Below are 23,010 nucleotides of genomic sequence, written 5' to 3' on the forward strand. Positions count from 1 at the left end.
GTGTCACTCGCGCTTTGGCAGCAGTGCCTGGATTATCTGCAGGACGAACTAAGCTCCCAGCAGTTCAATACATGGATTCGCCCCTTGCAGGCCGAAGAAGGGGGCGCCAACGAGTTGTGTCTGTTGGCGCCTAACCGCTTCGTGCGTGACTGGGTGAGCGATAAGTACGCCAAACGCATTAGCGAGCTGATCCGCGAGCTCGCCCCGGCCAAGCCGCCTAAAGTGAGTTTGACCGTCGGCAGCCGTCGCGCCGCTGCGGCCCCCCAGCCCCGGGATCTGGGTAACCCGGTCTCCGCCGCTCCTGAGCGCCCTTCCGCACCGGCGGTACATACGCCACCGCGCGGTGATATCGCCGACGAACGCGAAATCGAAACGCTGCGTGAAGAGCCTCAAAACAAGCGCAGCAGCGAGCGCCAGGTGCAGGTAGAGGGCAGCCTCAAGCACGGCAGCGGACTCAACCCCAATTTCACCTTCGACAAGTTCGTCGAGGGTAAGTCGAACCAGCTGGCCCGGGCGGCCTCACGCCAGGTCTCGGAAAACCCCGGCGGTGCTTATAACCCGCTGTTTTTGTACGGTGGTGTGGGCCTGGGTAAAACTCACTTGATGCACGCGGTGGGTAACGCCCTGGCCGGGCGGCGCGAAAACGCTCGCGTGGTGTATCTGCACTCCGAGCGCTTCGTCGCCGATATGGTCAAGGCGCTACAGCTCAACGCCATCAACGATTTCAAGCGCTTCTATCGCAGCGTCGATGCGCTATTGATCGATGACATCCAGTTTTTTGCCGGTAAGGAGCGCTCCCAGGAGGAGTTTTTCCACACCTTCAATGCGCTTTTGGAGGGCGGCCAGCAAATGATTTTGACCTCGGACCGCTACCCCAAAGAGATCAACGGGGTCGAAGAGCGTTTGAAGTCCCGCTTTGGCTGGGGGCTAACCGTTGCCATCGAGCCGCCGGAGCTCGAAACCCGAGTTGCCATCTTGATGAAAAAGGCCGATCAGGCAAGCGTCGATTTGCCGCATGACGCTGCCTTTTTCATCGCGCAAAAAATTCGCTCCAACGTGCGCGAGCTCGAAGGCGCGCTTAAGAAAGTCATCGCCGACTCGCACTTCATGGGCAAGCCCATCACCCAGGACTTCATTCGCGAATCGCTGAAGGATCTGCTCGCGCTGCAGGACAAGCAGGTTGGCGTGGACAACATTCAACGCACGGTGGCGGAGTACTACAAGATCAAGGTGGCGGATCTGCTCTCCAAGCGGCGCTCGCGCTCGGTGGCCAGGCCCCGGCAGGTGGCGATGGCGCTGGCCAAGGAGCTGACCAACCACAGCCTGCCGGAAATAGGCGACGCCTTTGGCGGGCGTGATCACACGACGGTGCTGCACGCCTGTCGTAAGGTAAAGACCCTGCAGGAAGAGAGTGCGGATATCCGCGAGGATTACAAAAACCTCATGCGCCTGCTCACCAGTTAAGGCTTTGTAAAAATCCACTTAAAAAGCCAGATGCGGCTGACGACCATTTAACCTGGAGTAGTGATGAAGTTTTCAATTTCCCGAGAGGCGTTACTACGTCCCCTGACGCTGGTTGCGGGCGTGGTCGAGCGCCGTCAAACGCTGCCGGTGCTCTCCAACGTGCTGATCCAGGTCGAAGGGGACCAGGTCGCGCTGACCGGTACCGACCTCGAGGTCGAGCTGGTCGGCCGCACGGTGGCAAGTCAGGTGGACCAGGAAGGCGGCGCGACCGTCCCCGCACGCAAGCTGATGGATATCTGCAAATCTCTGCCGGATCAGTCCGAAATTCAGTTAGCGGTGGAGGAGGGGCGCGCGGTACTGCGCAGCGGCCGCTCGCGTTTTACGCTCTCGACGCTTCCCGTGGCCGAGTTCCCCAATATCGAAGATGGCGAAGGCAGCCAGGAACTCAGCGTACCGCGTGGCACGCTCAAGCACTTGATCGAATCGACGTCCTTCGCCATGGCCCAGCAGGACGTACGCTACTACTTGAACGGCATGCTACTGGATATTCAGAGCCAACTGCTGCGCGCCGTCGCAACCGACGGACACCGCCTGGCCATGTGCTCGCGGGAAACCGACGTCAACATCGAGCAAGGTCAGAAAATGATCGTGCCCAGAAAAGGTATCCTGGAGCTTTCGCGGCTGCTCGACGACAGCGACGAGCCGGTCAGCCTCACCTTGGGCGCCACGCATCTGCGTGCCCACACCGGTGATTTTACCTTTACCTCGAAGCTGATCGACGGCAAGTTCCCGGACTACGAGCGAGTGGTGCCGAAAAACGGCGACAAGGTGTTGATTGCCGAGCGCGCCGAACTCAAAAAGGTCCTCTCGCGTACCGCGATTCTTTCCAACGAGAAGTACCGTGGCGTGCGCCTTTACCTGGAAGAGGGCAACCTCAAGGTCATGGCCAATAACCCGGAACAGGAAGAGGCCGAGGAAAACGTGGCCATCGAGTACACCGGACCCGCCATGGAGGTCGGCTTCAACGTCGGCTATCTGGTCGACGTGCTTTCTGTACTCGATGAAGAGCGCGTGCAGATGACCCTGGCCGACCCCAACAGCAGCGCCCTGTTGGAAGAGCCCGGTGGCGGCGACGCGCTGTACGTGGTCATGCCCATGCGGCTTTGATTTTTCCTGAACGAGTGAAGCCTCGCTTTAGTTCACGATGCGGCGCCTTTGAAGAAGGCGCCGCTTTTCCATGACCCCCGGCAGTAAAGGCGAACCCCGTTAATGAGCCTGACCCAGCTCAACTTGCAAGGCATTCGTAATCTTGCGCCAGTGGATATGGCGCCGTCGCCGCACGTCAACCTGATTTACGGGCAGAATGGCAGCGGTAAGACGAGCCTTTTGGAAGGTATTCATATTCTGGGTATGGGGCGTTCCTTTCGCACCCACCAGCTCAAGCACGCCATTCAGTTCGAGGCCGCCGCCATGACGCTCTACGGGCGTTTGGCCGGTGACCCGGAGGTAGCCCTTGGGGTGCGCCGCTTGCGGGCCGAGCGCGAGCTTGAGCTGCGCCTGCGCGGGCAAAAGGACGTGCGCCTGGCAGAGCTGGTCGACGCCATGCCACTGCAGCTCATTAACCCGGATGCGTTTCGTCTACTCGAAGGATCCCCCGCCGGACGGCGCGAATTCATGGATTGGGGCGTGTTTCACGTGAAACACGACTTTTTGACCGCATGGAAGCGTGCCCGGCGCGCGGTGAAACATCGGAATGCACTGCTAAGGCGTGGTAGAATAACCGATGCTGAAATCGCCGTGTGGGAGCAGGAGCTTTGTGAGTCCGGCGAAAGGATGGACGCACTGAGGCAAACCTGGTTTAACGCTTTTTTGCCGGTGTTCGAAGAGACGCTAAAACGGCTGCTGCCGACCAAGGGGCTGTCACTGCGCTACGCCCGTGGGTGGGATGCCAAGCGCTCTTTGGGCGAGGTATTGAAGGCCAGCCGCGAGACCGATCAGCAAATGGGATTTACCCAGCAGGGCCCGCAGCGCGCGGACCTGCGTATAAGACTTAATAAACAGCCCGCTATCGAGGTGCTTTCCAGAGGCCAGCAGAAGCTGGTGGTCAGTGCGCTAAAACTGGCCCAGGGGCGGCTTCTGGAAAGCAGCGCCAAACGGCAATGTATTTATCTGATAGATGATTTACCGGCAGAGCTCGACCATCAGCACCGCAGACTTTTTTGCGAACTCTTGGAAGAGATGGAGTGCCAGGTATTTATTACCAGCGTCGACCCACAAGCGCTAAGCGAGCTTTGGCAGCCGGCGACCCACATCAAGATGTTTCACGTGAAACATGACGATAACGGGATCGGCCGGCTGGCCTCAGCCGGGTAGATGACACGGAAAGAGACAGACTTCACGACGGAGTGGTCAATGAGCGAGCAGGCTTACGATTCATCAAGCATCAAGGTGCTCAAAGGGCTCGATGCGGTACGCAAGCGCCCCGGTATGTACATCGGTGATACCGACGACGGCACCGGGCTGCATCACATGGTCTTCGAGCTGGTGGATAACTCCATCGATGAAGCTCTGGCGGGCCACTGTAGCGAGATTCGCGTGGTAATTCACCCGGACGAGTCCATTACCGTTAGCGATAACGGACGAGGCGTTCCTACCGAGCTTCATGAAGAAGAGGGCGTATCGGCGGCGGAAGTCATCATGACCGTGCTCCACGCCGGTGGCAAGTTCGACGACAACTCCTACAAAGTGTCCGGCGGACTGCACGGTGTCGGTGTGTCGGTGGTCAACGCGCTCTCGGCAGAGCTCAAACTGACCATTTGGCGCCAAGGTGAAGTATTCGAGCAGCTCTACAGGCATGGCGTGCCCCAGGCACCGCTGGGCGTTGTAGGTAAAACCGAGAAAAGCGGCACCCGTGTTCACTTTCGCCCCTCGACCGATACCTTCGCCAATATCGAGTTTCATTACGACATTCTTGCCAAGCGCTTACGTGAACTATCGTTTCTAAACTCTGGCGTTGCCATTCGTTTAATGGATGAGCGCAGCGGGAAGGAAGAGCTGTTTCATTACGAAGGCGGTTTGAAAGCCTTTGTCGATCATCTTAATCAGAACAAGTCGACGCTGAACCCAGTGTTCCACTTCAACGCGATCCGTGATGATGGTGTCGAGGTGGAAGTAGCGATGCAGTGGAGCGATACCTTCACGGAAAGCATTTACTGCTATACCAATAATATTCCTCAGCGCGACGGTGGTACGCACCTTGCCGGCTTCCGTGCGGCGCTGACGCGGACCTTGAACCACTATATTGAAACCGAAGGCCTGCTGAAAAAAGCCAAGGTCAGCACGGCCGGTGACGATGCGCGGGAAGGCCTGACGGCGATCATTTCGGTGAAGGTGCCGGATCCCAAATTCTCCTCGCAGACCAAGGATAAGCTGGTCTCATCCGAGGTGAAAACCGCCGTCGAGCAGGAGATGGGCCGTTTGCTGGGTGAGTATTTGGTTGAAAAGCCAAACGAGGCGAAGGCGATCGTCAACAAGATGCTCGATGCTGCCCGGGCCCGGGAAGCGGCGCGCAAAGCGCGTGACATGACCCGCCGTAAAGGGGCGCTTGATATCGCGGGTCTACCCGGCAAGCTCGCCGACTGTCAGGAGAAAGATCCCAGCCAGTCCGAGCTTTACCTAGTGGAGGGTGACTCTGCCGGCGGTAGCGCCAAGCAGGGCCGTGACCGTCGCACCCAGGCCATTTTGCCGCTCAAGGGTAAAATCCTCAACGTCGAGAAAGCGCGCTTTGACAAGATGCTCTCCTCGGCGGAAGTCGGTACGCTGATCACCGCGCTTGGCTGTGGTATTGGCCGCGAAGAGTTCAACCCGGACAAACTTCGCTATCACTCGATCATCATCATGACCGATGCCGACGTCGACGGTTCGCACATTCGCACGCTGCTGTTGACGTTCTTCTTCCGCCAGATGCCCGAGCTTATCGAGCGCGGCCACGTGTTTATCGCCCAGCCGCCGCTTTATAAGATCAAGCGCGGCAAGCAAGAGCTCTACCTGAAAGACGAGCAGGCGATGATCGACTACCTGACCACCACGGCGCTCGACGGTGCAGGGCTTCACGTCAATGCGGATGCGCCGGCGATTACCGGTTCTCAGCTCGAAGCACTGGTGAATCAGTACCGCAATGTGATGAAGCGTATCGATCGCCTGGGCCGAGTATTTCCGATCGAGGTGCTGCGTCAGGCGGTTTACGCAAGCGCCTTGCAAGGCGAAACCAGCCTGAAGGATCGGGTCACCATGGAGAACTGGATTGCCGAGCTGCAAACCGCCATGGACGAACGGGTGGCCTATGAAGGGGGGCCGCGCTACCATTTCGCGCTCAAGGAAGACAGCGAACGTGGCTTACTGCTGCCCACGGTGTCGCTCATCGCCCATGGTGTCACCACCGAGTACGTATGGGGTCTCGACTTCTTCGAGAGCGCCGATTACCGCGCAATGTCGGCGCTTGGCGAGACACTGAACAATCTACTGGAAGAGGGTGCCTTTATCGCCCGAGGTGAGCGTAAGAAGCCCGTTGTAGACTTCTCCGAGGTGCTGGTGTGGCTGATGAACGAAGGCCAACGAGGGCTCTCGGTACAGCGCTACAAGGGCCTGGGCGAGATGAACCCGGACCAGCTATGGGAAACCACCATGGACCCGGACAGCCGCCGCATGCTGCGCGTGACCATCGAAGACGCCGTGGCCGCGGATTTGATGTTCAATACGCTGATGGGCGACGAAGTCGAGCCTCGTCGTGATTTCATCGAAACTAACGCGCTGGTCGCCAACCTCGATATTTAGCGCTTTGTTTCACGTGAAACATGAGCAAAAAAACGCCGCGCTAAGCGCGGCGTTTTTTATGTTTTCAACCTGCGATTCTGCGGCTTCCAACCTTTGTCACGCCTTAAGCGGCGAGTAGCCACCGGGTAAACGCCGCCAGGTCATCGAATACCAGGGCGTTCTCGAGTCCCTCACCCTTCTCGAGCGTTCGCGCTCCCTTGCCGGTTTTCACGAGCACCGGCTGGCTGTCTACTGCAATACCGGCTTGAAGATCGCGCAAGCTATCGCCCACCATCCAGCTGCCTTTAAGGCTTTCAAGATTCAGCGCGTGCTGAATTTGTTGCAAAAGGCCAGGCAGCGGCTTGCGGCAGGTGCAATCATCGGCCGGTTCGTGAGGGCAGTAAGCAATATGGGCGATAGTGCCGCCTACGTTTTCGACCAGGTGGGTAAGCTTGTCGTGCATGGCTGTAAGCGTCGCCTCACTAAAATAGCCCCGGGCCAGGCCAGACTGGTTCGTCGCCACTGCTACGGTGAAGCCTGCGCGGGTAAGCTCGCCAATCGCGGCAATCGAGGCGGGGTAGGGGACCCACTCATCGAGGGATTTAACGTAGTGATCCGAGTCGTGATTGATCACGCCGTCGCGATCGAGGATCACCAGTTTGCTTGCTGATGCGGGCAGGTTGGGGCTCATGAGAGGTGCTCGTGCAAGGCCGTAAGCGAGCGCAACGTTACATCGATTTTACGCCCGTCGCCGCCCAGGTGTTTGAAGGGAATTTTACGTAGGCGCAGAAGCGCAGGCAGCATTGCATTGAACTGGCTGACGACGTCCTCGCGCTCGCTTTCGAGCCCGGCAATGAACGCCGGCGTCAACCGCTCACGCGCAAGCGGCGATTTATGCAGTTTGCCGTAAAGCGAGAAAATCAGGCAGTACCAGTCGCGGACCATGCAGTTGACCCGCGTATGTACCTGGCCCGGGTCGGTTTCAAAATCGATGAAGACCACCTTGCCTTGCGTGATGAGAATGTTGCGCGCGAAGGCCTCGCTTAGGTAGGCGTCATGGCGATGCAGATCAACCAATGAATCGATGCCGAGTGTAAGTAGCGTATCGACCTCGGCTTGTGTCGAGGCGCGCTTGAGCGCATCGAGCAGGGTGGTGGCGGGGGCCTGCGGGGTTCCGGCATCGGCGAGAAGCAGCGCGTTGTCATCCGCGGCCAGCACGGTGGGAACGTTGAAGCCCGCTGCGTCTAGCGCTTGTAGCCTGGCCACTTCGGTTTGAATACTCTGCTCACCGCCCAGGTTGGGAACGGGCTTGAGCGCTTCGATCCTGGTGAGTCTGGCTAAAAGTCTGAGCGGCGCATAGGCGAGTCGCGAATTGCGTTTCGCCGCCCGCTTTAACCATACCTTTTCGCCCTCGACCGTGTGCGCGGCCATGGATGCCTGCTGCTCCGGGTAGGTCTGCTTTAAAAACTTTTCGTACATCGGGGTCTCTTTTTCGAGCGTGGGCGGCGCCTTCACGGCTCGCGAACTCTATTAACCTAGCAAGATACGCTGAGTGTTTCACGTGAAACAGCGTGTTTCGCAAGTCGGTATTGCGCTAACAAGTATCATAAAAAAGGGGACCGAGGGTCCCCTTGAATACGAGCGCCAGTATTTTACTGAGGCAGAAGCGAGATATCCGCCACCTCGAGGAAGAGCGCCTGAAGGCTTGCCAAAAGCGCCAAACGGTTTTGGCGGATCGCCGGGTCATCGGCCATGACCATCACTTCATCGAAGAAGGTGTCGACCGGCGCTCTAAGCCCGGCCAGCGTATCTAGCGCCTGCTGATAGTCGCCGGCGGCAAACAGCGGCGTGACCTGGGTCTGGCTTTGGGAAACGGCGTCAAATAGCGCGCGCTCGGCGTCTTCCTGCAACAGCGTCTCTTCCACGGCGGTGCTGCCGTCGAAGTCTTGTTTGCTGAGGATATTGGAGACGCGCTTGTTGGCGGCGGCCAGCGCCTGGGCTTCTTCGCGCTGGGTAAATGCCTTCACCGCGTGCAAGCGGCGAGCAAAATCCAGCGGCTTGGTCACCGGGCGGGCGCGTACGGCCAGGTACATTTCCGCGGTGATGCCTTCCTCTTGGCCCCAGGCGCGGAAGCGGTCGAGCATGTAGGTCAGGACGTCGTCGACGAGTTCCGCCGAGGCGAGCTCGCGGTGCTGTTCGGCGGCCACGTTCAAAAGCTCGCCCAAGTCCAGGTCGAGCTCACCTTTGACCAGAATGTTGAGCACGCCGATGGAGGCGCGGCGCAGGGCGAAGGGGTCCTTTGCGCCGGTGGGGCGCTGACCGATGGCGAAGATACCCACTAACGTGTCGAGGCGGTCGGCCAGCGCCAGCGCCTTGCCCGCCTGGCTTTGCGGTATATCGTCCGCAGCGAAGCGGGGCAGGTACTGCTCCTCCAGCGCCTGGGCGACCTCGGCAGGCTCACCGTCCTGCTCGGCGTAGTAGCGGCCCATGATGCCCTGAAGCTCGGGGAACTCGAGCACCATTTCGGTCACCAGGTCGCACTTGGCCAATGCTACGGCGCGCTGGGCATGGCCGGTATCGCCGCCGATCTGCTGGGCAATGAACGTGGCGATCGCGGTGCTGCGGCGTACCTTGTCAGCAAGCGTACCGAGCTGCTGCTGGAACACCACATGTTCGAGCTGGGGAATGCGCGAGGCCAGGCTTTGTTTGCGGTCGGTATCATAGAAGAACACCGCATCCGCCAGGCGCGGGCGAATCACCTTCTCGTTACCCGCGATCACCTGCTGCGGGTCCTGGCTTTCGATATTGGACACCGTGATGAACAGCGGCTTCAACGCGCCGTCGTCGTCCAGCAGGTGGAAGTACTTCTGGTTCGCCTTCATCGACGAGATCAGACACTCGCCGGGGACTTTCAAAAAGCGCTCGTCGAAGGTGCCGGTTAGCGCGACGGGCCACTCGACCAAACCGCTTACTTCTACCAGCAGGTCTTCGTCGATAACGGCGTTGGCATGGTGAACCTCCGCCTCGGCCAGCACCTGCTCGCGGATGCGCTCGCGCCGTTTGGTGCGATCCGCCAGCACATAGGCGTTCTCCAGGGTGGCCAGGTAGTCGTCAGCGTGCGCGAGCTGAAGGGCATCCGGGGCATGGAAGCGGTGGCCGTAGGTGGTACGGCTTGCCTCCAACCCCAGCGCCTGGGCGGCGATCACGTCACTGCCGTAAAGCGCTAACAGCCAGTGAACCGGGCGCGAGAACTCGACGCGGGAAGCGCCCCAGCGCATGTTCTTGGGCACCGGTAGGGTGGTCAGCGTCTTGCGAAGAAGCGCCGGCAGCAGGTCCTGGACGCTTTCGCCGGGCTGGTGCTCGCGAAAGCCAAGCCAAGTGCCTTTGTCGGTTTCCAGGTGAATCAACTCGTCCACGCTGACACCACAGGAGCGTGCGAAGCCTTCGGCGGCCTTGGTAGGCACACCGTCCTTGAAGGCGGCGGCCAATGCCGGGCCGCGCTTTTCGACTTCGCGGTCGGGCTGCTTGTCGGCCAGCGCCTCGACGCGCACGGCCAAACGCCTGGGCGTGGCGTAGGCGATCACTTTCTCGAAGCCGATCTCGGCATCCGTAAGCCCTTTTTCGATGCCCGAGGCGAACGCGTCTGACAGCGCATCCAGGGCGCTCGGCGGCAGTTCTTCAGCGCCAAGCTCGAGTAGTAGCGTATCAGCGGCCATTTATGCGTCTCCCTGGTCGTCTAGTAGTTCACGGCGAAGGGCCTCGGAGGCCATCGGGAAGCCTGCTGCCTTGCGCGATTCGAAATAAGCGTGGGCCACGTCGCGGGCCAGCGTGCGCACGCGCAAAATGAAGCGCTGACGCTCGGTGACCGAGATCGCGTGGCGCGCATCCAGCAGGTTGAAGGTGTGCGAGGCCTTGAGCACCTGCTCGTAAGCGGGCAGCGGCAGTGAAGCCGCCAACAGCTTCTGGCACTCCTGCTCCTGGTGGTCGAAGTTGGCGAACAGGTGATCGACGTCGGCGTGCTCGAAGTTATAGGTCGACTGCTCGCGCTCGTTTTGCAGGTAGACATCGCCGTAGGTGACGCGGCTGCCGTCCGGGGCGATGGCCCATACCAGGTCGTACACGCTGTCCACGTCCTGCAGGTACATGGCGATACGCTCGAGCCCGTAGGTCAACTCGCCGGTGACCGGGTAACACTCGATCCCTCCGGCTTGTTGGAAGTAGGTGAACTGGGTCACTTCCATACCGTTGAGCCACATTTCCCAGCCAAGCCCCCAGGCACCGAGGGTAGGGGATTCCCAGTTGTCTTCGACGAAGCGAACGTCGTGGACCAGCGGGTCGAGCCCCAGGCGTTTGAGCGAGCCAAGGTAAAGCTCCTGGAAGTTGCTCGGCGAAGGCTTCATCACCACCTGAAACTGGTAGTAGTGCTGCAGGCGGTTGGGGTTTTCACCATAGCGCCCGTCGGTGGGGCGCCTTGACGGCTGCACGTAGGCGGCGTTCCAGGTCTCCGGACCAATTGAGCGCAGGAAGGTGGCGGGGTGGAAGGTTCCCGCGCCCACTTCCATATCCAGCGGCTGGAGGATCACACAGCCCTGTTCCGCCCAGTACTGCTGCAGCGCAAGGATCAAGCCTTGAAAGGTCGACACATCCGGTGTCGATTGGTTCGTCGAGACACTCATCGCAAAAAGCACCATTGGCCATGAATTCAGAAGCCGTCAAGTATACAATCCCAAGCAGATGGGTTATAGGCACCAAAGCCAACCAGAGCGCTTTTGAAGGAGATCTTATGATCGTAGTGACCGGCGGGGCCGGATTTATCGGCGCCAATATCGTAAAAGCGCTCAATGCGCGCGGACGCACCGACATTTTAGTGGTCGACGATCTGTCGGACGGCACTAAGTTCGTCAATCTGGTCGACTGCACGCTGTTCGACTACCGCGACAAGGACGACTTCATCGCCGAGATCAAGGCGTCACTACGCGGCGAGCCCAACGACCTGCCCGCCATCGAGGCGGTTTTCCACGAAGGCGCCTGCTCGGACACCACCGAGTGGGATGGTCAGTACATGATGGACAACAACTTCGAGTACTCGAAGGTGTTGCTGGAGTACTGCGAGCAGCACGGTGCGGCGCTGTTGTACGCCTCCTCCGCGGCCACCTACGGTGGCAGTGAGGTCTTCAAGGAGGACCCGTCGTTCGAGAAGCCGCTCAACGTGTATGGCTACTCGAAGCTGCTGTTCGATCAGCACGTACGGGCGCGTATGCCGACGCTTTCCACCCAGGTCGTCGGGTTTCGCTACTTCAACGTGTACGGCCCGCGGGAGCAACACAAGGGCAAGATGGCGAGCGTGGCGTTTCATAACCACCGCCAGGTGAGCGCGGGCGAGACGCTCAAGCTTTTTGGCGCCCACGACGGGTTCGAGGCCGGCATGCAGAGCCGCGATTTCGTCTATGTCGGCGACGTGGTCGATGTAAACCTGTGGTTTTTGGATCACCCGAGCGTCTCGGGTATTTTCAACCTGGGCACCGGCCGGGCGGAGCCGTTCAAGGCGATCGGCGAGGCGGTGATCGACTACTACGGCAAGGGCCAGATCGACTATATCGACTTTCCCGAAGAGCTCAAGGGCCGCTACCAGAGCTACACCCGGGCGGATATCGGGCGCCTTCGTGAAGCCGGGTGTGACGTGGAGTTCAAGACCGTCGCCCAGGGCGTGAAAGCCTATCTGGAGTGGCTCAATGGCTAACACCGCCAAGCGGCTTTTGGTCGTGGGTCCCTCCTGGGTGGGGGACATGGTGATGGCCCAGAGCCTTTTTATCGAACTCAAGGCGCGCTACCCGGGCGCCACGCTCGGCGTGGTCGCCCCTGGCTGGTCCCAGCCGATTCTTGCGCGTATGCCCCAGGTCGATGAAGTGTTGGCGCTGTCGGCGGGCCACGGCGAGTTCGGTTTGAAAAGCCGCCGCGAACTGGCGGCGCGGCTTCGCGGAAGATTCGATACGGCCATCGTGCTGCCCCGTTCCTGGAAGGCCGCGCTGGTGCCGTTTTTGGCCCGTATCCCCGAGCGAGTAGGCTTTTTGGGGGAGTACCGTTACGGGCTTTTGACCGAGGCGCGTAAGCTCGATAAGACGGTGCTCGACCAGACCGTGAAGCGCTTCGTCTCGCTGGGCTTTCCCCAGGAGCAGACCCTAAACGGCGATTTCGCGATTACCCCGCCGCGCCTTGACGTGGATTTAGACAACCTGGTGAACCTGCGTTTGAAGCTTGCGCTTTCGTCGCGCCCGGCGGTGGGAATGATGCCGGGCGCGGAGTATGGCCCGGCCAAGCAGTGGCCGCCGGCGTATTTTCACGCCCTGGCCAAGCGCTTGATCGATGACGGGTTCGAGGTGCGCATTTTCGGCGGGCCGAAGGATCATGTGGTGGGCGAAGAAATCAAACGCGACCTTCCCCACGTTTACAACCTGTGCGGGCAGACGGCGCTGGCGGATGCGGTGGATTTGCTCGCCGACTGCCGCCAGGTGGTGACCAACGATTCCGGGCTTATGCACGTAGCTGCCGCGGTGGGCGTGCCGATTCATGCGCTCTACGGCTCGTCGTCGCCGCGCTATACGCCGCCGCTCACCGACAGCGCGACGATCCACTACCTGGGGCTCGAGTGCTCGCCCTGCTTCAAGCGCGTCTGCCCGTTGGGCCACACCAACTGCTTGAACCATTTGACCGAGCAGCAGGTTTATAACGCTCTGCACACCGCTCACGAAGGCGCGTCCAACGTTATCGTCAGCGGTTGAGGTCCACGTCGCTGGTAACGGCGTCCGGCCTTTCAAGGGCCTGTTCGGACGGCGTCGGTGCGGCGCGGCGTTGCGGGGTCAAGCCCTCCCAGAGCCTGTGTTGAAGCGCGGTCTCTTCGCGCAGGCGTTCGTTGAGTACCTCTAGCCCGTGGGCCTCGGAAAGCGTCGAGCTATCGCCCAATAGCGACACGCCAAGTCCCGCCCGGTGCTCATTTAAAGGCAGGCCCATCGCTTCCAGCAGGGTGGGGAATACGTCGAGCATGGTGGCGTTTCGCCGAATGCGTTGAGGCTCGATGTGATCGCCCAGCATGATCAGGGTATTGTCCCGGTCGAGGGCGGTGAGCTGGTCCCACACCGAGACGCGCATGGTCAAGTGATCGCTCAACACCACGACCAGGGTATTGTCCAAAAGGCCCTCATCGTCCAGGCGCTCGATTAGCTCCCGCGCCTGCCAGGCCGAGCACTCCACCGAGTAGAGAATATCCTGGCCGTCGAACTCGCCCTGGCGGTCGATGCAGGTTTGCGAGGGAAAGCCGTGGGGGGCGTGGCCGGCCAGGCTTAGATTGACCACCGCCCAGGGGCCGTCATCCTCGCTGTTCAAACGGCGTATCTCCTGCTCGGTCTGATCGTAAAGCGTATCGTCATAAACACCCCAGCTATTGAGGTACTCCGGGTTATCGAGCTCCTCGACCCACTCCTCCTTGCCTTTGACGGTCTGGAATTGGTGGCCGCGATAAAAAAGCCCTTTGCCGGCAAACTGCGAGCTGGCCCCACCCAGATAACTGAGCCGGTAGCCTTGCCCGGCCAGCACGTCGCCCAAACACTCCACCCCGGGCACTACCTGCTGTAGCGGCTCGAACTGGGTGTCGTGCAAAAGCCCCGCCGGCATCAAGGGCACACCGCACTGGCTTGCGATCATGCCGGCCATGGTCCAGCCGGTGTTCTCCATTTGGCGCACCCCTTCGAAGACCATCCCGCGCTCGCCCAGCGCCTCCAAATCGGCGTAGGCATCGCCAAAGCGTTCGTCGCCGTAGGTACGCTCCAGGCTCTCCAGGTACATCAGCACCAGGTTGGGTGGGTCGGTCTGGCTAACCTGCGGCGGCGGCGTGTAGCGCCGGTCGAGCCACTCGCCATCGTCGGTGACGATGGCCGCGCTGCGCTGGCCCAAACCATAAAGCAGCGGGTTGATGGCAAGGATCGCCAGCGCGAAAAAACGTTCGGCAAGCCGCCAGCGCTGGTCGTGACGGGCCATCCAGGTCACCGAGGCGAGCACCGCGACCATCGTCAGCGTATAGAGCACGGCGATGACGACCTTGCCGCCGCCGCCGTGATTGGTGATGCCCGCCTGCAGGTGGAAAAACACCGCCCCCAGGTCCACGTTGCCAAAGCTGTCGGCCAGGTAGACGTAAATGCCCAGAAGGCTCAAGGGAACCAGCGACCAGGGCCATACGGCGCGATAGCGTGCCCGCCGGGGCTTGCCCCAACGAAGTTTGAGCCCCGCGCCGATCCAGACGGCGGCGATGATGAAAAGCGTCCACCAGGGCAGGCGCGTTACAACCGTCACGGCGTAGCCAAGGCTTAGCCCTAGAACCATAAGCGGCAGCCAAGGGGTGAGTCGATAGGTCCTTATCCACGCCATGCCATATCCCTTTCCATCGTGAATCAAATGAGTATGCTAGCTTAGCAAATGTGTTGTGTGCGGGTGGCAGATTCCCGGCCGGCAACGATTAACACCCCGTACCTGGCAAAGGTGACCTGTGGCCATTTCCGCTGTACTGATCGTCAAAAACGAAGCGCATCACCTTCGCGCTTGCCTCGAAACCCTGGCCTGGGCCGATGAGATCGTCGTTCTCGACGCCGGAAGCCTTGATGAGACGTGCGCCATTGCCCGGGAGTTCACCGACAATGTCAACGTGAACGCCGACTGGCAAGGCTTTGGCGTCCAACGTCAGCGCGCCGAGGCGCTGGCGCAAGGCGACTGGATCCTGATGATAGACGCCGACGAGCGCGTCACCGATGAGCTTCGCGAAAGCATCGAAAACGCCGTCAAGGCGCCGCCGGCGGTGTACGCCCTGAGCCGGCTCTCCTGGTGCTTTGGCCGTTTCATCCGCCACAGTGGCTGGTACCCGGACCGGGTCCTGCGCCTTTACCCCAAGGGCGGCGCCTCTTATAACGCGGCACTCGTACACGAAAAACTCGTCGTGCCCGAGGTGCTCAGCGTCGAGCCGCTAAGCGGCGATTTACTGCACTACACCTACCGCGACGTGCGCCACTACCTGGAGAAATCCGCCCACTACGCCGATGCTTGGGCCGAGCAGCGCGCGGCCCAGGGCAAAAAAGCCTCTATTGGCCAGGGCGTGGCGCATGGGCTGGGCTGCTTCATCAAGATGTACCTGCTCAAGGCAGGCTTTTTGGACGGCCGCCAGGGGTTGCTACTCGCTATTCTCTCCGCGCACTCCACCTTCAACAAGTACGCCGCGCTATGGGTGCGCTATCAGCCGGGTGCGGACAAGCGCTGAAATATCGGCAGCCGCCGCGTCGATATCGATGGCGGCCATGTCCTGGCTATCGGCGTTTTCCGGCGGGCTAAAGGCCAGGCGCTTATCGGCGGCGTTGCAGGTTTGCCAGCGAAGCGGCGTGGCCGAGCGTTTGGCCGGGTAAAACCCGGCGGTGGCGATATTCAAACAGCCGGCGATATGCAGCGGCCCGGTGGAACCGGCAATCAGCATGTCGGCCCCGGCCAGCTGTAGCGCAAACGCCTTGACGCTCTCGCTGGGCGCCAAGCGCGCGGCGCTAATGTCTTCCAGGGCGAGCATTTCGACCAGCGCCTGGGCCTGGGGTTCTTCACCGGGGCCTGCGCTCACTCGCCAGCAAAGCGCGGCGTCTACTTGTTCATCCACCTGGCGCACCAGCGCGGCGTACTGCGCGGTGGTGAGGTTCACCGCCGAGCCGCCGCTGCCCGGATGCACCACGATCGCGAAAGCGTTTTCCTGGCCGACCAGCGCCTGGCGCTCGCGGGCGCGCAGGGCGTCGTCCAGTGGCCAGAAGGGCGGGGCGGGCAGGCGGGGCAGCTTGAGCGAGAGCTTTTCCAAAAGCGCGCAGGCCAGGTCCACGTTGTACTGGTACTCGGGTTTGTTCGATTGCGAGCGGCGCTGGGTGATGCGGTCGGTGTAGAAGATTTGCGCCCACTTGGTCGCCGGCGCCAGGCGCCGCGGTATACCCGCCCGCCAGCCCAGCATGCCAACGCGAGGAGTGGAAAAAAGTGTCAGCAGGGCGTCGAAACCTGCGGCCTTGATGGCCTCGAGCAGCGCCTTTTGGGCGCTCTTGTCGCCCTGTGGCCCCGGGTCGATGATGACCTCGTCCACCCAGGGGCAAGCCTGGGCCAACGCCTGGGTGTAGGCAGGCACCAGCACGGTGACGTGGGGTTGGGGAGTGGCGCTTTTGAGACAGGCAAGGGCCGGCCAGGCCAGCATAAAATCGCCAATTTTGTCGTTACGCACGACCAGCACTTTCTGCGCCATGATGAATACCCGGTTAATTGCAGCCTGTATACTACAAGACAACGACGAACTTGTTTAACGGCGCGTTTAGCGGGGCGATGATGGCGAAGAAAGTGCTACAACTTTGCATGTCCGACGGCAAAGGAGGAATGGAGCTTTATGTCGACCGGGTGATCGAGGACCTTCTCGAGGCCGGGGTCGAGGTCATCGGACTGTGCCTGCGCGAGACTCGAATCGAGACCTACTTCGAGCGCAATGGCGTCACCTTTTTGGCGTTTGAGAGCAACGTGCAGGCGCTCAAAAGCGTGCTGCGCATTCGCCGTTGGCTGATCGACGAAAACGTCCGGGTGATTCACTGCCATAAATCGAGCGACTTGCGCCTGACCTCGCTTTTGAAGCTTTTACTGCCGAGCATTCGCGTTTTGTACACCGACCACGTGGGCGGCCAGCGGGCCAAGAAAAGCCCCTACCACCGCTTTGCCTACGCAAGCGTGGACCGCGTGCTCTCGATTAGCCAGGCCACCCACGCGCGTAACGTCAAGAACCTGCCGCTGGCGCGGGAGCGAATCATCTGCCTGCCTCACGGCGTGGATATCGACAAGTATCATCCGGCTCGAACCCCCGCCGTGGTCAGCGCCAAGCGTGCCGAGCTCGGCATTCCAGAAGGCGCGGTGGCCATTGGCCTGCCCGGGCGAGTAACGCCGGGCAAGGGCCAGGACGTATGGGTTCAGGCGCTTTTGAAGCTTCCCCCGGAACGCGCGTTTTTCGCCGTTTCGATTGGCGGCACCGACTACGCCTCCGGCGGCACCGAGCATTTCTATGCAGAACTCCAGGCGATGATCGAGAACACCCCGCTTGCCGAAAAAATCCGCTTTTTGGGCCACCGCAGCGATTTGACCGAGATTCTGCCGGTGCTCGATCTGGTGTGTATCCCCTCGGAAAACGAGGCGTTTGGTCTAACGATCATCGAATCCATGGCCTGCGGCATGCCGATCATCGGCGCCAATACCGGCTCGCTGCCCGAGCTGGTCGACCCGTCTTCGGGCGTGCTGATCGATCCTTTCGATGTCGATGGCTGGCGCGACGGCATGGCGGCGCTGATCGACGACGAGGCGCGCCGCAAGGCCATGGGGGCGGCGGCCAGGCAGCGCGTCGAGCAGCACTACAGCAACAAGCGCCACGTCACAAAGCTCATGGGCTACTACGACGCGCTGGCTTGATCGTGGTCATAGCCCGCGGCGATGGCCATCATGGCGGTATCGGGAGAGGCCATGAATTTGGCCATCGAGCGTGCAAGGCGCTCGAGGTTACTCGCCTGCCAGCGCCCCGGCGGGCGTAGCCGACAGCGGTCCAGGTCGATCAGCCAGGGCGTATGCTGCGCGTCGATCAGTATATTGCGCGCGTTGAGATCCACGTGGTCGAGCCCGGCCAGGTGAAAGCGCTTGATCATCGCGCCCACGCTTTCCAGTAGCGCCTCACTGGCGGCGTTCTCGGCAAGAAGCGAAGCAAGCGCCCGGGCGCCGGGAATGCGCCGGGTGATCAGCGCAGCTTCGTAGCTTGCGCCCTTGCGGGTGACGCCAGCGGCGATGGGGCGGGGTACCGGCAGGCCCTGGTCATAAAGCGCGGCGGTGAGGCGCAGTTCGCGAAAGGCGCGGGTGCGCTCGGCGCCGAGCCACAGGTAGCGTTTTTCACTGAGTCGGGCGATCAGCCCGCCGCGCCGGTACGGGCGCAGCACCCATTGCTCATCGCCGGCGCGAAGGAACAGGCTACTGCCGCGCCCCGGCGCCTCGCCCACGACACGGCCCTGGCGGCGCCACTGATCGCCGTCGAAGAGCGCGGGCCCAGGTTGGTGTGGCGAGGTGTCGTCACTTAAACTGTCTACATCGTGTAGAATCAGCCAATTTTTCTGCTGGAGTGCCGCTAAGCGCATGAAGCCCTCTTTGCCCAAGAATCCTCGCCATATTGCCATTTTACGCCTTTCGGCGCTGGGAGATGTGTGCAATCTCGTACCCACGGTGCGCGCCTTGCAGCGCCAGTGGCCCGAGGCGCGCATCACCTGGATCATCGGCAAGGGCGAGCACAGTTTACTGTCGGGTCTTTCCGGGGTCGAATTTATCGTGTTCGACAAGGCGACCGGCCTGGCGGGCATGCGCAAGATTTGGCGCACCCTCGCGGATACCCGCTTCGACGTGCTCTTGCACATGCAGCAGGCGATCCGCGCAAGCGTGCTGTCGCTCGGGCTCAAGGCCGACGTGCGGCTGGGCTATGACAAGGCCCGCGCCAAGGATTGCCAGCACTGGTTCACCCAACACCAGCTTACCCCGCGCCGCCACCCCCACGTGCTCGAGTCGTTCATGGACTTTGCACGAGCGCTGGGCGTGGAGGACGACCGGCTGGAGTGGGATCTGGCGATTCCCTCGACCGCTTACGAGGAGGCCCAGGCGCTGGCCGGCCAGGCGCCGTACCTGGTGATCAACCCGTGCAGCAACGCAAGGCTTCGAAACTTTCGCAACTGGTCGGTCAAGGGCTACGCCAGCGTGATCGATCACGCCTACCAGTACCACGGCCTTATAAGCGTGCTAACCGGTGGGGGCAGCGCCGCCGAGCGTGAAATGGGCGATGCGATCGAAGCGCTTTGCAAGAAGGGCAGCGTCGTCAACGCCATTGGCGGTACATCGCTCAAGGGCGTACTGGCGCTGATCGACCAGGCCCGCGCGGTGATCGCCCCGGATACCGGTCCGGCCCACATGGGCAATGCCCTGGGCACGCCGACGCTTGGGCTTTACGCCACCACCAACCCCCAGCGCGCCGCGCCGTATCTATGGCAAGAGTTCGCCGTCAATGCCTACCCGCAAGCGGTGCGTACCTATCTGAACAAATCGGTGGACGAGGTCAACTGGGGGCAGCGGGTACGCCACGCCGACGCCATGGATCTGATCAGCACCGACGAGGTGATCAAAAAGCTCGACGCGCTGCTCGAGCACACTGCTACCCACCACAATGGGGTCATTGGATGAAAGTCGATTTAACCACTTTGCAGCACGCCCGCGTTCTGGTGGTGGGCGATGTGATGCTCGACCGCTACTGGCACGGCAATACCTCGCGTATTTCCCCGGAAGCGCCGGTCCCGGTGGTCCGCGTGGAAGGGGCCGACGACCGGCCGGGCGGGGCGGCGAACGTGGCGCTCAACGTGGCCGCGCTCGGCGCGCAAACCGCGCTTGCCGGCGTAGTGGGCGACGACGAACACGCCGCGCTTTTAAGAGAGCAGTTGGCGAGCGCCAATGTAAGCACTCACTTCCAGGTGAGCCCGCGGCTTCCCACGATTACCAAGTTAAGGGTGATGAGCCGTAACCAGCAGCTGATCCGGCTCGATTTCGAGCAGTCGCTTGCCGGCGTGGAGACCGACGACCTGCTCGGCCAGGTGGATGGTGCCCTTGACGATGTCGAGGTGATGATTCTTTCGGACTACGGCAAAGGCACGCTCAATCAGGTCGAGCGACTCATTGCCGTGGCCAGGGCCCGTGGCAAGCGCGTTTTGATCGACCCCAAGGGCACCGACTTTACCCGCTACCGCGGGGCGAGTTTGATTACCCCCAACCTGGCCGAGTTCGAGGCGGTGGTGGGCGTATGCGAAAGCGACGAAGCCCTGGAGCGCCGCGGTGAGGCACTGCGCGCCGAGCTCGAACTCGATGCGCTTTTGATTACCCGCAGCGAAAAAGGCATGACGCTGATTCGCAAGGATCACCCCGCGCTTCACCTGCCCACCCGCGCCCAGGAAGTGTTCGACGTCACCGGCGCCGGCGACACCGTGATCGCTTTGATGGGGCTGGCGCTGGCCGCCGGCAGCGAGCTGCCGGATGCCATGATGCTCGCCAACCTGGGGGCCGGGCTGGTGGTGGCCAAGCCCGGCACCGCCACGCTCAGCGTGGAGGAGCTTTCCAGCGCCCAGTACGGCGACAAGCCTGCCGAGTTCGGCGTGACCGAGTGCGAGGCGTTGGTCAAAGCGGTGCGCGCCGCCAACCAGCGCGGCGAGCGGGTGGTGATGACCAATGGCTGCTTCGATATCCTCCATGCGGGCCACGTAAGCTACCTGGAGCAGGCCAAGCGCCTCGGCGACCGGTTGATCGTGGCGGTCAACGACGACGCTTCGATCCGCCGGCTGAAAGGTGCCAAGCGGCCCATCAACCCGCTCGAGCGGCGCATGCAGGTGCTCGCGGGGCTCGGCGCGGTGGACTGGGTCGTGCCCTTTAGCGAGGACACCCCGGCGGCGCTGATCGAAACCGTGCTCCCCAATATTCTGGTCAAGGGCGGCGATTACCGCCCGGAGGAGATCGCCGGAAGCACGGCCGTGCTCGAAAACGGCGGCGAAGTGAAGGTGCTCGGCTTCGAGGACGGCGTGTCGACCTCGGCCATGATCGACACCATCCTCGAGCGCGAGCGCTGATGAAGCGCCCCGGGCTTGCCAAGGGGCTCTACTGTGCGGCGCTCTACGCGCTCTCGCCGCTGATATTAAAGCGGGTCTGGCGTGAGCAAGTGCCCACTTACCCGCGCCGCCAGCGTCTTGGCCTGGGTCTTGGCGCGCTCCCCCCGGCGCCGCGCATTTGGCTGCACTGCGCCTCCGTGGGGGAAGTGCGCGCCGCGCGCGCGCTGATCGAGGCGCTGCTGGCGCGTTACCCGCGTCATACGCTTTTGATCACCACCATGACCGCCACCGGCGCAAAGCAAGCCCAAACGCTGATCGACGCCCAGCCCGAGCCGCTCAAGGCGCGCCTGGCTCACCGCTTTCTACCGCTGGACTTTCCCGGCGCCGCCCGCCGGTTCGTCGTCCGCCTACGCCCGGCGCTTGCCTTGATGTTCGAAACCGAGCTCTGGCCCAACTTGCTCCATGCTTGCCAAAAGCGTGGCGTGCCGGTGGCCGTGGTCAACGGGCGGCTCTCTGCAAAGGCACTGGCGCGCTACCAACGTATTCAACCTTTGATGGCCGCCGCGCTTTCAAACGTCACCTGGCTTGCCGCCAAATCCACAAGCGATGCCGAGCGTTTCCACGCCCTGGGCATGCCCGGGCGCACTAGCGTGGTGGGCTCGCTCAAGTTTGATATTTCTATTGATGGTAGGGCGTTAGAAGAGAGTAAGCGCTTACTTTTGGGTGAGCGCCAGCGCCCGGTGTGGGTGGCGGGCTCGACCCGGGACGGGGAAGAGGCGCTGTTGCTAAGCGCCCATCAGGCGCTGCAAAAGCGTTATCCAGAAGCGCTTTTAATCCTCGTACCCCGCCACCCGCAGCGCTTTGACGAGGTCGCGACGCTTTGCAAGCGCCAGGGTTTCACAACGGCCAGGCGAAGTGCGCAGGCGGGCGTGACCGACGACGTGCAGGTTTACCTGGGCGATACCCTGGGCGAACTTGCCACCCTGTACGCGGCGGGGGATATAGCGTTTGTGGGCGGCTCGTTGGTGGCGCTGGGCGGGCACAATGTGCTCGAACCCGCCGCACTCGGCCTGCCGGTGCTTTGTGGGCCGTCGCTCGAGAACTTCGACGACGTGGCGGCGCCGCTACTCGAGGCGGGCGCGCTCTCCCAGGTCGCCACCTTCGAGGCGCTGGCAGAGGCGCTCGAAACCCTATTCGCCGACCCCGGCGCTGCCAAGGCGCGCGGCGAAGCGGGCAAAGCCGTCATCCGGGCGAATCAGGGCGCGCTTAAACGCACCCTGGACGGCCTCGATGAGCTTTTGAGTTAGCGCTCACTACGCTTTACGCCTTCTTTAGTGCCGAGTAGCAGCACGTCGGCGCCGCGGGCGGCGAACAGGCCGTTGGTGACCACGCCGACGATGGCGTTGATGCGTGTTTCCATCTCGACCGGGTCCGTGATTTGGACCTCGTAGCAATCGATGAGCTGGTTGCCGTTATCCGTCACCACGCCCTGGCGGTAGACCGGCTCGAAACCGAGTTTGGTAAGCTCTCGCGCGACGAACGAGCGCGCCATGGGAATCACTTCGACCGGCAGCGGAAACTCGCCGAGGGTGTCCACGCGCTTGGAGCCATCGGCGATGCAGATAAAGCGCTTGGCGCAGGCGGCCACGATCTTTTCACGCGTGAGCGCCGCGCCGCCGCCCTTGATCATATGAAAGTGAGCGTTCACTTCGTCAGCACCATCGATGTAAAAAGGTACGTCACCGACATCGTTGAGTTCGAACACCTCGATGCCCAGCGCCTCGAGGCGCGCTTTGGAGGCATCCGAGCTTGCCACGGCGCCTTTGAAACGGTCGCGAAGCGGCTTTAAGCGGTCGATAAACAGGTTCGCCGTCGAGCCGGTGCCAATGCCCAGCACGGTCTCTTTCTCCAGGTGCGGGGTAATCTCGGCGATGGCGGCGTCGGCAACGGCGGCTTTTAGCTCGTCCTGCGTCATAAGGGGGCTCCGGGGCAGTGTAAGGGCGGCGTCAGTATAACGCCTCTGGTCTTGCGT

General features: G+C 61.7%; 18 protein-coding genes and 1 pseudogene. 11 read left to right on the forward strand and 8 right to left on the reverse strand.

Features of this window, described 5'->3' with window-relative positions; genetic code table 11:
• The 4 genes from dnaA to gyrB form a co-directional block, all read left to right on the forward strand.
• Window positions 1–1,464 (forward strand): chromosomal replication initiator protein DnaA (gene dnaA, locus ACWFVE_RS00005; RefSeq protein WP_447527263.1); only part of this gene is annotated, 1,464 nt, incomplete at its 5' end.
• Window positions 1,465–1,527: 63 nt separating this feature from the next.
• Window positions 1,528–2,631, forward strand: a complete 1,104-nt coding sequence (dnaN, locus tag ACWFVE_RS00010; protein WP_447527264.1) for a DNA polymerase III subunit beta — start codon at window positions 1,528–1,530, stop codon at window positions 2,629–2,631.
• 102 nt (window positions 2,632–2,733) lie between these two features.
• The gene (gene recF, locus ACWFVE_RS00015) at window positions 2,734–3,837 is read left to right on the forward strand and encodes a DNA replication/repair protein RecF (protein WP_447527265.1); all 1,104 of its coding nucleotides are present in this window, start codon (window positions 2,734–2,736) and stop codon (window positions 3,835–3,837) included.
• Between the two features lie 39 nt (window positions 3,838–3,876).
• Entirely contained in the window at window positions 3,877–6,297 is a 2,421-nt protein-coding gene (gyrB, locus tag ACWFVE_RS00020) for a DNA topoisomerase (ATP-hydrolyzing) subunit B (protein ID WP_447527266.1), read from the forward strand.
• A gap of 103 nt (window positions 6,298–6,400) precedes the next feature.
• Here gyrB and gmhB read toward each other — a convergent pair whose 3' ends face one another.
• The 4 genes from gmhB to glyQ all read right to left on the reverse strand — a co-directional run bounded on the left by gmhB (window position 6,401) and on the right by glyQ (window position 10,952).
• Window positions 6,401–6,967 carry a D-glycero-beta-D-manno-heptose 1,7-bisphosphate 7-phosphatase gene (gmhB, locus tag ACWFVE_RS00025; protein ID WP_447527267.1) on the reverse strand — a complete coding sequence of 189 codons (567 nt, stop codon included), beginning with the start codon at window positions 6,965–6,967 and terminating at the stop codon, window positions 6,401–6,403.
• Window positions 6,964–7,791 (reverse strand): RIO1 family regulatory kinase/ATPase domain-containing protein, encoded by an 828-nt coding sequence (locus ACWFVE_RS00030; RefSeq protein WP_447527268.1) that lies wholly within the window; start codon window positions 7,789–7,791, stop codon window positions 6,964–6,966. Before ACWFVE_RS00030 ends, gmhB begins: the two co-directional genes overlap by 4 nt.
• A 137-nt stretch (window positions 7,792–7,928) precedes the next feature.
• The gene (gene glyS / locus ACWFVE_RS00035) at window positions 7,929–9,992 is read right to left on the reverse strand and encodes a glycine--tRNA ligase subunit beta (RefSeq protein ID WP_447527269.1); all 2,064 of its coding nucleotides are present in this window, start codon (window positions 9,990–9,992) and stop codon (window positions 7,929–7,931) included.
• Window positions 9,993–10,952, reverse strand: coding sequence for a glycine--tRNA ligase subunit alpha (gene glyQ, locus ACWFVE_RS00040; protein WP_447527270.1), 960 nt, complete (start codon window positions 10,950–10,952; stop codon window positions 9,993–9,995).
• A gap of 107 nt (window positions 10,953–11,059) precedes the next feature.
• On the opposite strand from glyQ, the gene rfaD reads away from it, so the two are divergent.
• Both rfaD and waaF read left to right on the forward strand, forming a co-directional pair.
• Entirely contained in the window at window positions 11,060–12,016 is a 957-nt protein-coding gene (gene rfaD / locus ACWFVE_RS00045; RefSeq protein ID WP_447527271.1) for an ADP-glyceromanno-heptose 6-epimerase, read from the forward strand.
• Window positions 12,009–13,055, forward strand: coding sequence for a lipopolysaccharide heptosyltransferase II (gene waaF / locus ACWFVE_RS00050; protein WP_447527272.1), 1,047 nt, complete (start codon window positions 12,009–12,011; stop codon window positions 13,053–13,055). The genes rfaD and waaF overlap by 8 nt, the downstream gene beginning before the upstream one ends.
• On the opposite strand, the gene ACWFVE_RS00055 is transcribed toward waaF, so the two are convergent.
• A complete protein-coding gene (locus ACWFVE_RS00055) occupies window positions 13,045–14,694 on the reverse strand; it encodes a sulfatase-like hydrolase/transferase (RefSeq protein ID WP_447527273.1) in 1,650 nt (549 codons plus the stop codon). The two genes, waaF and ACWFVE_RS00055, sit on opposite strands and share 11 nt — an antisense overlap.
• 118 nt (window positions 14,695–14,812) lie before the next feature.
• Between ACWFVE_RS00055 and ACWFVE_RS00060 the strand changes: the two genes are divergently transcribed.
• Window positions 14,813–15,574, forward strand: a complete 762-nt coding sequence (locus ACWFVE_RS00060; RefSeq protein ID WP_447527274.1) for a glycosyltransferase family 2 protein — start codon at window positions 14,813–14,815, stop codon at window positions 15,572–15,574.
• Here the strand turns inward: ACWFVE_RS00060 and ACWFVE_RS00065 are convergent.
• A complete protein-coding gene (locus tag ACWFVE_RS00065; protein WP_447527275.1) occupies window positions 15,536–16,576 on the reverse strand; it encodes a glycosyltransferase family 9 protein in 1,041 nt (346 codons plus the stop codon). The genes ACWFVE_RS00060 and ACWFVE_RS00065 overlap by 39 nt on opposite strands.
• A gap of 107 nt (window positions 16,577–16,683) precedes the next feature.
• Between ACWFVE_RS00065 and ACWFVE_RS00070 the strand changes: the two genes are divergently transcribed.
• Window positions 16,684–17,775 (forward strand): glycosyltransferase family 4 protein, encoded by a 1,092-nt coding sequence (locus ACWFVE_RS00070; protein WP_447527276.1) that lies wholly within the window; start codon window positions 16,684–16,686, stop codon window positions 17,773–17,775.
• On the opposite strand, the gene ACWFVE_RS00075 is transcribed toward ACWFVE_RS00070, so the two are convergent.
• Complete coding sequence (locus ACWFVE_RS00075) at window positions 17,757–18,485, reverse strand: 3-deoxy-D-manno-octulosonic acid kinase (protein WP_447527277.1); 729 nt, start codon at window positions 18,483–18,485, stop codon at window positions 17,757–17,759. The genes ACWFVE_RS00070 and ACWFVE_RS00075 overlap by 19 nt on opposite strands.
• On the opposite strand from ACWFVE_RS00075, the pseudogene ACWFVE_RS00080 reads away from it, so the two are divergent.
• The 3 genes and pseudogenes from ACWFVE_RS00080 to waaA all read left to right on the forward strand — a co-directional run.
• Window positions 18,484–19,576: pseudogene (locus ACWFVE_RS00080) on the forward strand (glycosyltransferase family 9 protein); the annotation flags it as partial. The gene ACWFVE_RS00075 and the pseudogene ACWFVE_RS00080 overlap by 2 nt on opposite strands.
• Entirely contained in the window at window positions 19,569–20,999 is a 1,431-nt protein-coding gene (gene hldE / locus ACWFVE_RS00085) for a bifunctional D-glycero-beta-D-manno-heptose-7-phosphate kinase/D-glycero-beta-D-manno-heptose 1-phosphate adenylyltransferase HldE (RefSeq protein WP_447527278.1), read from the forward strand. The pseudogene ACWFVE_RS00080 and the gene hldE, both read left to right, overlap by 8 nt.
• A complete protein-coding gene (gene waaA, locus ACWFVE_RS00090) occupies window positions 20,999–22,285 on the forward strand; it encodes a lipid IV(A) 3-deoxy-D-manno-octulosonic acid transferase (protein ID WP_447527279.1) in 1,287 nt (428 codons plus the stop codon). The genes hldE and waaA overlap by 1 nt, the downstream gene beginning before the upstream one ends.
• Here the strand turns inward: waaA and rpiA are convergent.
• The gene (gene rpiA / locus ACWFVE_RS00095; RefSeq protein WP_447527280.1) at window positions 22,282–22,953 is read right to left on the reverse strand and encodes a ribose-5-phosphate isomerase RpiA; all 672 of its coding nucleotides are present in this window, start codon (window positions 22,951–22,953) and stop codon (window positions 22,282–22,284) included. The genes waaA and rpiA overlap by 4 nt on opposite strands.
• Between the last annotated feature and the right edge of the window lie 57 nt (window positions 22,954–23,010).

The organism is Vreelandella mediterranea (genome assembly GCF_970647075.1).

What these genes read in the sequence shown, in the direction of transcription:
- dnaN (WP_447527264.1), top strand. Translation starts at nt 1,528, where the DNA reads ATGAAGTTTTCAATTTCCCGAGAGGCGTTACTACGTCCCCTGACGCTG.
- rpiA (WP_447527280.1), bottom strand. Translation starts at nt 22,953, where the DNA reads ATGACGCAGGACGAGCTAAAAGCCGCCGTTGCCGACGCCGCCATCGCC.
- ACWFVE_RS00055 (WP_447527273.1), bottom strand. Translation starts at nt 14,694, where the DNA reads ATGGCGTGGATAAGGACCTATCGACTCACCCCTTGGCTGCCGCTTATG.
- hldE (WP_447527278.1), top strand. Translation starts at nt 19,569, where the DNA reads ATGAAAGTCGATTTAACCACTTTGCAGCACGCCCGCGTTCTGGTGGTG.
- recF (WP_447527265.1), top strand. Translation starts at nt 2,734, where the DNA reads ATGAGCCTGACCCAGCTCAACTTGCAAGGCATTCGTAATCTTGCGCCA.
- ACWFVE_RS00065 (WP_447527275.1), bottom strand. Translation starts at nt 16,576, where the DNA reads ATGGCGCAGAAAGTGCTGGTCGTGCGTAACGACAAAATTGGCGATTTT.
- ACWFVE_RS00075 (WP_447527277.1), bottom strand. Translation starts at nt 18,485, where the DNA reads ATGCGCTTAGCGGCACTCCAGCAGAAAAATTGGCTGATTCTACACGAT.
- rfaD (WP_447527271.1), top strand. Translation starts at nt 11,060, where the DNA reads ATGATCGTAGTGACCGGCGGGGCCGGATTTATCGGCGCCAATATCGTA.
- waaF (WP_447527272.1), top strand. Translation starts at nt 12,009, where the DNA reads ATGGCTAACACCGCCAAGCGGCTTTTGGTCGTGGGTCCCTCCTGGGTG.
- gyrB (WP_447527266.1), top strand. Translation starts at nt 3,877, where the DNA reads ATGAGCGAGCAGGCTTACGATTCATCAAGCATCAAGGTGCTCAAAGGG.
- glyQ (WP_447527270.1), bottom strand. Translation starts at nt 10,952, where the DNA reads ATGAGTGTCTCGACGAACCAATCGACACCGGATGTGTCGACCTTTCAA.
- glyS (WP_447527269.1), bottom strand. Translation starts at nt 9,992, where the DNA reads ATGGCCGCTGATACGCTACTACTCGAGCTTGGCGCTGAAGAACTGCCG.
- gmhB (WP_447527267.1), bottom strand. Translation starts at nt 6,967, where the DNA reads ATGAGCCCCAACCTGCCCGCATCAGCAAGCAAACTGGTGATCCTCGAT.
- ACWFVE_RS00070 (WP_447527276.1), top strand. Translation starts at nt 16,684, where the DNA reads ATGTCCGACGGCAAAGGAGGAATGGAGCTTTATGTCGACCGGGTGATC.
- waaA (WP_447527279.1), top strand. Translation starts at nt 20,999, where the DNA reads ATGAAGCGCCCCGGGCTTGCCAAGGGGCTCTACTGTGCGGCGCTCTAC.